Consider the following 10717-nt stretch of genomic DNA (forward strand, 5'->3'; position numbering starts at 1 on the left):
GGGGAGCGCTGTTGGCGGCGACGGCGATGATCCACGCTTATCTGCTGGCCATGGTGGCATTGATCTGGGTAGCCGATGTTGCCGGTCGAACCCTCAAAGGCGAGTTGACTCGACGCACTGCATTCATCGAGGTGGTCTTGTTGTTTTTGCTGGTGAGTCTGTGCTGCTGGCAGGCGGGCTATTTCAGTATCGCGGATGGTATGGCTTCCGGTGGTTTTGGCTTGTACCGTATGAATCTGCTGGCGCCGATCGACTCCAGCGGCTGGTCGTTGATCTTGCCGGACTTGCCCGAGGCCAGCGGCGACTACGAGGGTTTCAACTACCTCGGGTTGGGGACGCTGGTGCTGGCGATCTGCGCCTGCGTCGTACTGCTGCGACGTACAACTGACTTCGGCAGTGCGGTGCGCCGTCTGCCGGTTCTGCTGTTGGCGTTGATTGGCCTGACGCTGTTTGCGCTCTCGAACGAGATCGGTGTTGGCCTGCTCAGTGTTCATTACCCATTGCCGGAAAAAATCATCAAGCTGGCGAATATCTTTCGGGCGTCGGGGCGGATGTTCTGGCCGGTGTTCTACGCCATCGTGTTTGCCGTCATTTTCCTGGTGGTGCGTGGCAACCGGCCGCGCACTGCGCTGTGTTTGCTGGCCTTGGCACTGGTTGTTCAGGTGGTTGATACCTGCAACGGATGGAGAGGGGTATGGCACGCGAGGATGATGACGCCTGCCTCCGAATGGTCAACAGCATTGCATGACCCGTTCTGGTCCAGCGCCGCCGCCCACTACGCGAATATTCGTTCTTTACTGCCGCAGAACCAGTCGCAGACCTGGCTTGCGTTAGCCTACTACGCGTCTACTCATGGTCTGAAAACCGATACCGCTTATCTGGGGCGCATGAGTTCTACGGCGCTTGAGCATGCCCAGCAAAAAGCCGGGCAAATGCTTGTGACGGGGCAGTTCGACCCTGATTCGCTGTATATCCTTGACGAGAGTGCCATGCTTGACGTCGTGAAAAGCGTCAACAGCGACACCGATCTGCTGGCCCGCATTGATGGCCTGGTGGTGCTTGCGCCGGGCTGGAAAAAATGCGCTGAATGCCTTCCGGTCGTGGACGAAGGACGTTCGATGCAGTCAGTGCCGTTGATCAAACTCGGGCAGCAACAACGGTTCAACTACAAGACCCCTCATCTGGCCCATGGCTGGTCGACCCCGGAAGCCTGGGGCACATGGTCCGAGGGAGAGGAGGCAGAGATCGTGCTTCGGGTTCCACCTCAGGCTCAATCCATCGTGATCGAGGCGCTGGCCTTCGTACTGCCGATGCATCTTGGCCAGGACGTGGTTTTTACCATCAACGGTTTACAAGCCAGTTCGACACGTCTGACCCGGCTTCAGGACAATCGCATCGAAATCCCCCTGACTGCGGCCATCCATGAAGCCATCGCCCGGGACACGCTGATGCGTATTCATGTGCAGTTACCCGACGCAATCAGCCCGAAACAATTGGGGCTTGGAGAAGATCAGCGTGTGATGGGCCTGGGAGTGAAGTCGCTGACGGTACAGTAAGCCGTCGCAGCCTCTCGTTCATGTGCAGCGCTCATGTCGATAGACGCCGTCCCCCCGGCCTTTCTAAACTGGCCCAAGTATTGAGAGCCGGGAGTAGCTGATGAATCGCAATGAATTGCGTAAGGCCGACATCAATTTGATGGTGGTATTCGAGACGCTGATGCTCGAACGCAACGTGACGCGAGTGGCAGAGAAGCTGTTTCTCGGGCAACCGACCATCAGCTCGGCGCTCAACCGTTTGCGGGCGATGTTCAACGATCCGCTGTTTATCCGGGTTGGCCATCGCATGGAGCCGACGGCGCGGGCCGAGGAACTGATTCAACACCTCTCGCCGGCGCTGGACGCGCTGTCCTCGGCGTTGAGCCTGACCCACCATTTCGATCCTGCCAGCAGCACCATGACCTTTCGCATCGGTTTGTCCGATGACGTCGAGTTCGGCTTGCTGCCACCGCTGTTGCGCGCATTGCGCCAGGAAGCGCCGCAAGTGGTGTTCGTGGTTCAGCATGTCGATTACTGGCGGATCCCGGACTTGCTGGCGTCCGGTGACATCACCGTCGGCATCAGCCAGACCCGCGGCCTGCCGGCCAATGCCAAGCGCAAACTGTTGCGGCACATTCAGCCCCGCATACTGCGCGCCGATGCCTCCGATACGCCGCTGTCCCTCGACGAGTACTGTTCGCGCCCGCATGTGCTGGTTTCGCATACGGCCAACGTCAGTGGCTATGCCGATGAGTGGCTGGCCGAGATCGGTCGCAAACGCCAGGTGGTGCTTTCGGTGCCGCAATACAGTGCCTTGCCGGCGCTACTCGCGGGGACTGACCTGATTGCCAGCCTGCCGGACTACACGGCGGCGGCGATGGCGGCTTCAGGTCTGCTGTTCAGCGAACCGTTCCCGTTCAAGACGCCAACCCTGGACCTGTCCATGGTCTGGCTGAGCCACGTCGATACCGACCCCGCCGAACGCTGGCTGCGTGCACGCCTCGAAGCCTTCATGAGCGAGCGCGGTGTGTCCGGGATACAGAGCGACAAGTTGCTCGGACGGTAACCGGTGGCGGCTTGCTTGCCCGGCATAGCGCTGTTTTGCTGCCAGTATTTTCCCGATGACTGACCGGAGATCCATCCCATGAGCAGTTCCCGTTCTCTGTTGCGTGGGCGCGGCAGTCAAGACAGTGGCAAGGTCGGCATGATCGAGCTGTTTTTCGATCTGGTGTTCGTGTTCGCCGTCACCCAGCTTTCTCACACCTTGCTTGCGCACCTGACGATAGGTGGCGCGGTGCAGGTCGCGTTGATGATGGTGGCGGTGTGGTGGGTGTGGATCTTCACCTCTTGGGTGACCAACTGGCTCGACCCCGAAAAGTTGCCGATCCGCCTCGGCCTGTTCGGTTTGATGGTCGCCGGCCTGTTGCTGTCGTCGTCGATTCCCAAGGCGTTTACCGAGCATGGAGTGATGTTCGCCGCAGCCTTTGTCTTCATGCAGGTCGGCCGCACGCTGTTCGCGATCTGGGCCGTGCGTGGAGAGCCGTTGAACATGACCCGCAACTTCCAGCGAATCCTGGCGTGGATGGTGCTGTCCGGGGTGTTCTGGATCAGCGGTGCGCTGCTTGAAGGCGATCAGCGCCTGGCCTGCTGGGCGCTGGCATTACTGATCGAGCTGATCTCGCCGTCGCTGTACTTCTGGGTACCGGGGCTCGGCCGTTCAACGCTGGCCGACTGGAACGTCGAGGGTAATCACATGGCCGAACGCTGCGGTCTGTTCGTGATCATCGCCCTGGGCGAGTCGCTGCTGGTGACCGGCGCAACCTTCGCCGATTTGCTGCTGAATTGGCCGGTGCTGGCGGGGTTTCTGATTGCCGTGCTCGGCAGCGTGGCGATGTGGTGGGTGTATTTCGACAGCGGCGCCGAGCGCGCTCACCACCGGATCGTACATTCCAGCGACCCTGGGCGGCAGGCGCGGATTGCCTACACCTACCTGCATGTGTTGATCGTTGCCGGAATCATCGTCAGCGCGGTGGCCGATGAACTGGTGCTGGTGCATCCGGAGCATGCGAGCGATGCCGGGATCATCGTGATCGTCGCCGGGCCCTGGCTGTTCTTGCTGGGGTGTGCGTTGTTCAAATGGGTAATGGCCGATCGGGTTTTGCCGCCGCTGTCTCATCTGGTGGGCCTGGTGCTGCTGCTCGCGCTATTGCCTGCGGCGCTGAATCAGCTGTTTTCAGCGTTGGTCCTGGGAGGGCTGACGACTGCGGTGATGATTCTGGTAGCGACGTGGGAAACGCGGGTACTGCGTGAATCGCTACCGGCGCAGGAGCATTGACGCGCCAGGTGTTTTCGCGGGGAAGGGCGGGGGCGCTCTATGGTATATCTACGCCCCTTCGTTCTATCCTCAAGGAGCATCGCAATGCCTCACCTGCACATGGAATACACCGCCAACCTGCCGAACCTCAATGCCGATGTGGCGTTGTTGCGCTTGAACCACGCATTGGTGGCGTCCGGGCAGTTTTCCTCGGAGTACGATATCAAGAGCCGTGCGGTGCAGGTCGGCGCCTTCCGGGTCGGTACCGGGATGGGCGAGCGTGGTTTTGTGCATGTGAAGCTGGCATTGCTGAGCGGGCGCTCGCCCGCGATCAAGAAGCAATTGTCCGAAAGTCTGTTGGCGGTGGTGCAGGATCTCTGCGAATGGCCCGCCAGTGTTGATGTGCAGCTGTGCGTCGAGATTCTGGATATCGATCGCGATTCCTACGCCAAGACGGCCATCAGCCACTGATATTCAGCGCGTTGCCCCTCAGATAAAACCCTGTTCTGTGCAGGCCTTGACCACTTGCTCGCGAAGCCAGGCGTTGGCGCTATCCAGCTCGCGGGTTTGACTCCACTGCATTTCGAGGGTGAACCCCGGTACGCCGTTCGGCGCCTCGCAATGGCTGAAGACCGAGTCTTTGGCCAGCAGGTGCTGGATGCGCCGGGGCATGGTCAGAATGAAGTCAGTCCCGGTGATCAGCTTCAGTGCAKCGCTGTAGCTGTTGGCGCGCGCAACGATCTGGCGTTTGTGCGCCTGTTGGGCAAGCCAGCCGTCGACCATGTTGGTGGTGGACGTCCACGGCGTAGGGAACACGTGTCGGCGTTCGACGTAGGCTTTGAGGCTGATGCGAGGCTCCAGCGGCGTCGCCCGTTTATCGAAAACGCACACCAGATCATCCTCAAGCAGCACCTGGGATCTGAAGTCAGTGTGGCTGCGATGAAAGTTCGGGCCGAAGCCGATCACCAGGTCGAGGCTGCCATCTCGCAGCTCTTCGGCGGGGATGTCGGTTTCGAGTTTGTGCACATTGACGATCACCGGCAGGTCGGCGAAATCGAAGTTCTTCAATAGCCGTGGCAGGATCAGTTGCTCGAAGTATTCCGGCGCACAGATATTGAAGGTCACGGATTGGTGCGTCGGGTCGAATGCCTGAACCCCGGCATGGCACAGGTTGATGCTTTCGAGAATCTTCTGCACGTGTGCGTACATGGTGCCGGCCTTGTAGGTCGGACGCATACCGGTGCGGGTATTGATGAACAACTCGTCCTCGAAACTGGTGCGCAGTTTCTTCAGGCAGTAACTCACCGTGGACTGGCTGACAAACAGCGCCTCAGACACACCGGTGACGCTGCTTTGCTCATACACGGCGATGAACACCATGAGGTCCTGCATATCGAGCTTTCTAAGCAAGTTACTGTTCAGCATCCGTACTGTCTCACTCCGCTCGTTGCGCAAGTTGTGCGCAAACGTGTGCGAGTGATGCTAACGGAACGACCGTCCTAGGAGAATGGCTCGTAGGATCATTCACGGACAAGTGTGGGACAGAAGTTGTTGCGAATGCGACGTCTGTCGCAATCCGGGCCGAAGGCGGGTGAGCACCTTCAGCTTTCAGTCACCGTGTTTACGCGGTTACCGGAAGTGCGCGACGGCTGGACATCACCAGCGCGAGCATCCCGCTGGCCACCAGCAAGGCACCCACGACTTCCAGCATCAGTGGTTGCTGCGCCAGCCAGAACCAATGGAACAAGGTGATAAACAACGTGCTGAGGTAGACGTAGGAAATGACCGTGGACGGTGCAATCACCCCGATCGCCCGGTGCAGCAACCAGAAGGTTGCCAGGGTCGCGAACAGCGCCAGGTAGACCAGCCAGAACAGATCGTGGGCAGACAACAGGGCGCCGGACCGCCAGCCGCCATTGACCAGGCTGAACGCGAACAGGAACAGCGAACCGAAGAGCATGTTCCAGAACGTCATCACCACAGGCCCACGGCCCTTGAGGCTGTTCGCCTTGAAGCGCTGACTCAACGGTGAATAGAGCGCCATCGCCAGGCAGCCAACCCCGAACACCGACACCGCATAGAGTGAAGGGACTTCGCCGGGGCCTGTGCCCTTGAGGATCAGCAGCAGCGCACCGGCCGCCGCAATCAGCATCGGCAGCAGGCGGCTTTTCGAACGGTTGCCGGGTATCAGGAAGGCCTCGAAGCACAGTGTCATCAATGGCACCAGGGTAAACAGGGTCCCGGTGTTGACCGCCGAGGTGTAGCGCAGCGCTTCGAACAACGAGCCGAAATACACGGCCAGCAACAGCCCGAGCCAGGCATGACTGACAAGGCCTTTGGCAGTGATCGCGGTGCCGCCGTTGAGCAGCAGCATCGGCAGAAACGCCAATGCCGAAAACAGCAGCCGCAGGCCGGTCAGCAGGATCGGGTCGATGGCTTGGCTGACCTCGGCGGCGGCAAAAAACGAGGCGGCAACCAACACCGCCCAAAGCAACATGCCCGCGTTGGCGGAGGCGAAACTGGTGTGTTTCATCAGTGTGCCCCTGATCAATCAATGTGTTTGGCGTAATGCCGTGGGTCAAAGCGCAACACCATCAGAACCATCAACAGCATCACTGCCGTCAGTGCCCACCAGGCCCATTCGAAACTGCCCAGTTGATCGCGAATCATCCCGGCGATCAGCGGCGACACCCCCGCGATCAGATAGCCGATTCCTTGCACGAACGCCGTGAGTCCACCGGCGCGCTGAGGGTTGTCCAGGTGATCCAGCGAGACGATCAGGCTCATGGGAAACAGGCCGCCAATACCCAGGCCCAGCAAACACGGCCAGAGCAGGCTCAGGTGTTGCGGGCTGAGGATCAGTCCGCAGAAGCCAGCCATGATCAATCCCAGCAGCACCACCAGAACCAGTCGTTTATCGCGGCTGCGGTTGGCGATAGCCGGCGTCAGCAAGCCGGAGATCACCTCCATGGCCGTCAAAAAGCCTAGCAGCAGGCCGGCGTTCTGCTCGCTCCAGCCTTTTTCGACGTAGTACGGGGCCAGCCAGGCCAGCACGCAGGTGTAGGACGCGGTGCCCAAGCCGAAGAAAATCGCCAGCAGCCAGGCGCGCGAATTGCTGAAAAACGCTTCTTTACGTTGCACGGTGGCAGGCATCGCGGGGACGGCGTGACGTTGGCCGTACCAGAGCAGCAAGGCGAGCAATGCCAACAGCGCCCAGATCGCCAACCCCACACGCCAGCTGCCGGTATGCGTCATCACCAAGGGTGCAAACGATGCCGCGATGGCCGCGCCGCCCATGATCGAGGTGACGTAAAGCCCCATGAACAGCGAGACGTTGTCGCCGAAGCGGGATTTGATCAGGGCTGGCATCAAGGCCTGGATCAGCGCAATGCCGATGCCGGCAAGGACTGCACTGAGGATCAGTTCGGCGGCCGAATCGAGGAACAGCCGCGACACGGTGGCCAGGCCAATGATCAGCAGCGACAGCACCACCGTTCGATGTTCTCCCAGGCGCCGGCTGACGCTCATGCCGAAGAACATCGCCAAGCCCATCGCCATCACCGGCAGCATGGTCAGCAGTGACGCCAGGCTGAAACTCAACGCAATATCGCCGCGAATGGCCGACAACAGCGGACCGACGGCGGCCATCGACGGGCGCAGGTTCAGGGCGACGAGGATCACGGCGATCATCAGCCAGACAGCGGGACGGGAGGTGGCGCGAACGTTTTCCATGACCATACCTTGAAGGACAAGGTCTGGATTAGGCGATGCGCGGCGAGAGTCGGCAAATCAGAAAGTCATGCGCGGTATTTAAAAATTAAATACTGCTCGGCTTACCGGAAAAAGTCGCAAGGGATGGCGCACGGATACTGTTTGCAGCCATAGCGTCGCGGACCAGCTTATGATGCCATCCATAATCCATGTCGATAGTTGAGCCGGCATGCTGTTACGCCATATCCGTTACTTGCTCGCCGTCGCCGAGCATCGCAACTTCACTCGGGCGGCCGAGGCATTGCATGTCTCGCAGCCAACGCTGTCGCAGCAGATCAAGCAACTCGAGGATGTCCTCGGTGCGCCGTTGTTCGATCGTTCCGGGCGCACGGTGCGTTTGACCGATGCCGGCGAGGCGTATGTGCGTTATGCGCGGTTGGCCTTGCAGGACCTGGAGGCGGCCAAACGGGCGATGCACGACGTGCAGGACCTGACACGCGGCTCGTTGCGGCTGGCCATGACGCCGACCTTCACTGCTTACCTGATCGGCCCGTTGCTGGCGCGTTTCAACAGCCTGTACCCGGGCCTCAACCTGAGCGTCGAGGAAATGACCCAGGACCAGATCGAGGCTGCGCTGGCCGAAGACCGGCTGGACCTCGGCATCGCGTTCACCGGCAGTCACCTKGCGGACATCGACAGCCAGACGCTGTTTGCCGAAACCTTGAGCCTGGTCGTCAGTGAGGCGCATCCGGGGTTTGTCCGGCAACAATCACTCGATGCGCAGGCGCTGGGCCAACAGTCGCTGGTGTTGCTCAGCGGCGATTTTGCAACCCGTCGGCACATCGATCTGTATTGCCGACAACAAGGCATCGCGCCACGCATCGCCATCGAAGCCAACTCCATCAGCGCGATTGTCGAGATTGTTCGCCGCGGGCACCTGGCGACCATTCTCCCCGAGGCCATCACCCATGCGCTGCCGGGGTTACGCCCGTTGGCGCTGCAACCGGCGTTGCCACAACGCACGGTGGCCTTGCTCAGTCGCAAGGGCGCTTATCGCAGCGCAGCGAGTGAGGCATTCCGGGCGCTGGTCAGTGTTCAGTGACCGGGAGCGGTCGCCAGCCACTGGGCGAGCACCGCATCATAGGCGCCCGTGGCTTTGCTCAGGTGTAGCCACTGATCCACATAGGCCTTCCAGGCCACGTCATCACGAGGGAGCAAGTAGGCTTTTTCGCTGTACTGCAAGTACTGCTCGGGATTGACCGCGCACAGCCCGGGTTTTTGCTTCTGCTGATACCGCGCTTCGGAAGCGTCGGTGATCATCACGTCGGCCTTGTTATCCAGCAATTGCTCGAAAATCGTCACGTTGTCCGGGAACAGGGTCAGCGTGGCGTTGGGCAGGTGAGTGCGGGCAAACACTTCGTTGGTGCCGCCTGCCGGCTCGATCAACCGCACGGACGACTGGTTGAGCTGTTCGACGGTTTGATAGCGTTGTTTATCTTCGCAACGCACCAGCGGGATTTTTCCGTCGACGCCCAGCGTGTCGCTGAAAGAGGCCTTCTTCTGCCGCTCCAGTGAAACCGAAATGCCGCCCATGCCGATATCGCAACGGTCGGCCAGAAAGTCCGTCATCAGGTTCTTCCAGGTCGTGGGGACCCATTGCACGTCAACGTTCAGGCTTTTCGCCAGGGATTGGGCCATGGCGATATCGATCCCTTCGTATCCGCCCTCTGCGCGCAGATAGGTGTAAGGCTTGTAATCGCCGGTGGTACAGACCTTCAGATGACCCCGTTCAATCACCTGGTCCAGGTGCGAAGGTGCATTCTGGGCAAATGCCTGGACGCTGAACGTGAGCAAGGAGCAGAGCAGTAAACGAGCTTTCATCGGGTCGTCCTTGAGTGTTGTCAGAGGAGGAGGGGAGGTCGACGTCAGTATTTGTTGGCTGGGGGCGATGGTGCAAGTGTGCGGGCCATCGAGTCGTCCGAGTTGCACTGTCTTTGTCGTTGGCTAACGCAACACTTTGAAACGCGGATCGCTCTGACCGCCGTTAGGGACCCTTCTTACATTATTTCGTTTGTCGGCTTGTTAGCGTACTTGGCAGTTCACGCGAACAAGACCAAGGACGGTTTGGATATCGCGCGTTGTTTCCATTCCGCTAAAGGATAAGCGAATGTCCCAATCGTCCAATACGGCGCATTTCTCACTGCAAATTCCCGGTGTTTGCAACGACTTCAAGGTGCTGGCTTTCGACGGCACTGAAGCCATCAGCAGCCTGTATGCCATTCGGGTGGAACTGGTCAGCGAGTACCCGGATTTCGACCTGGAGAGCCTGCTCAGCCAGCCGGCTTTCCTCCAGTTCGGCCTTAACGGCGAAGGTATTCATGGCTATATCGACGGGGTGCGCGCAGATGATGTCGGCAAGCGCCTGAACCGCTATCAGCTGATCCTGGTGCCGGCGCTGCACTATCTGCAGTTCAGTCGCGATCAGCGGATTTTCCAGGGCCAGACGGTACCGAAAATCATCGCTCGGGTACTCAAGGCACATGGCATCCAGGCGGATGCTTTTACCTTCAACGTCAGTGCCAGCCCCGAGCGCGAATACTGCACCCAGTACGGGGAAAATGATTTCGAGTTCGTCCAGCGACTGTGCGCCGAGGACGGTATCGCCTGGCATCACCAGCACTCCCGGGACAGTCATGTGCTGGTGTTCACCGACGGCCAGACCTTCTTCCCCACACTGGGCGAAACCCCGTATCAGCAAGACGCCGGCATGCTGGCGGAGCATTCGGTGATCAGCCAGTTCTCCCAGCGTTTCAGCACCCGCACCAGCAAGGTCACACGCCGGGACTATGACCTGAAGCGCCCGAGCCTGTTGCTGGAAAGTCGCTTCACYGCCGAGTTCCGCCCGGAACTTGAAGACTATCGCTACCCGCAGTTATTCGAGAGYGAAAAACGCGCCAAACAGCTCGCCCGGCAGGCGCTGGAGCGGCACCGAACCGATTACCAGTTGGCCGAGGGCGAAAGCGACCAGCCGACCCTGCGCAGTGGCCACTTTTTCAAGCTGASCGAGCAYCCGCGCGAAACSTACAACGATCTGTGGCTGCTGCTCGGTGTGACCCACTGCGGAAAACAACCCCAGGTGCTGGAAGAGTCAGTCACC

Annotated in this window: 10 protein-coding genes; 6 read left to right on the forward strand and 4 right to left on the reverse strand. The window is 59.9% G+C overall.

Annotated features, from left to right (window positions below; genetic code table 11):
* The 4 genes from AC1DH9_RS12115 to AC1DH9_RS12130 form a co-directional block, all read left to right on the forward strand.
* Nucleotides 1–1556 (forward strand): DUF6311 domain-containing protein (locus tag AC1DH9_RS12115; protein ID WP_477808224.1); only part of this gene is annotated, 1556 nt, incomplete at its 5' end.
* 100 nt (nucleotides 1557–1656) lie between these two features.
* Entirely contained in the window at nucleotides 1657–2601 is a 945-nt protein-coding gene (locus AC1DH9_RS12120; RefSeq protein WP_427536668.1) for a LysR substrate-binding domain-containing protein, read from the forward strand.
* Nucleotides 2602–2679: 78 nt separating this feature from the next.
* Nucleotides 2680–3870 (forward strand): low temperature requirement protein A, encoded by a 1191-nt coding sequence (locus AC1DH9_RS12125; protein ID WP_427536667.1) that lies wholly within the window; start codon nucleotides 2680–2682, stop codon nucleotides 3868–3870.
* A gap of 84 nt (nucleotides 3871–3954) precedes the next feature.
* A complete protein-coding gene (locus AC1DH9_RS12130) occupies nucleotides 3955–4320 on the forward strand; it encodes a 5-carboxymethyl-2-hydroxymuconate Delta-isomerase (protein ID WP_427536665.1) in 366 nt (121 codons plus the stop codon).
* Nucleotides 4321–4338: 18 nt separating this feature from the next.
* Here AC1DH9_RS12130 and AC1DH9_RS12135 read toward each other — a convergent pair whose 3' ends face one another.
* From AC1DH9_RS12135 to AC1DH9_RS12145, 3 genes are all read right to left on the reverse strand, one after another.
* On the reverse strand, nucleotides 4339–5274 hold the full coding sequence (locus AC1DH9_RS12135) for a LysR family transcriptional regulator (RefSeq protein ID WP_477808225.1): 936 nt from the start codon (nucleotides 5272–5274) through the stop codon (nucleotides 4339–4341).
* A gap of 196 nt (nucleotides 5275–5470) precedes the next feature.
* Nucleotides 5471–6382 (reverse strand): DMT family transporter, encoded by a 912-nt coding sequence (locus AC1DH9_RS12140; RefSeq protein ID WP_427536661.1) that lies wholly within the window; start codon nucleotides 6380–6382, stop codon nucleotides 5471–5473.
* A 14-nt stretch (nucleotides 6383–6396) separates the two neighbouring features.
* Nucleotides 6397–7581 carry a cyanate transporter gene (locus AC1DH9_RS12145; protein ID WP_427536659.1) on the reverse strand — a complete coding sequence of 395 codons (1185 nt, stop codon included), beginning with the start codon at nucleotides 7579–7581 and terminating at the stop codon, nucleotides 6397–6399.
* Between the two features lie 208 nt (nucleotides 7582–7789).
* Here AC1DH9_RS12145 and cynR point away from each other — a divergent pair, with 208 nt between their 5' ends.
* The gene (cynR, locus tag AC1DH9_RS12150; RefSeq protein ID WP_427536657.1) at nucleotides 7790–8662 is read left to right on the forward strand and encodes a transcriptional regulator CynR; all 873 of its coding nucleotides are present in this window, start codon (nucleotides 7790–7792) and stop codon (nucleotides 8660–8662) included.
* On the opposite strand, the gene AC1DH9_RS12155 is transcribed toward cynR, so the two are convergent.
* Nucleotides 8656–9441 (reverse strand): transporter substrate-binding domain-containing protein, encoded by a 786-nt coding sequence (locus AC1DH9_RS12155; protein ID WP_427536655.1) that lies wholly within the window; start codon nucleotides 9439–9441, stop codon nucleotides 8656–8658. The two genes, cynR and AC1DH9_RS12155, sit on opposite strands and share 7 nt — an antisense overlap.
* 286 nt (nucleotides 9442–9727) lie before the next feature.
* Here AC1DH9_RS12155 and tssI point away from each other — a divergent pair.
* A partial coding sequence (tssI, locus tag AC1DH9_RS12160) for a type VI secretion system tip protein TssI/VgrG (RefSeq protein WP_477808226.1) occupies nucleotides 9728–10717 on the forward strand: 990 nt, incomplete at its 3' end.

The sequence above is a fragment of the Pseudomonas sp. 05T35 genome (assembly GCF_056396605.1).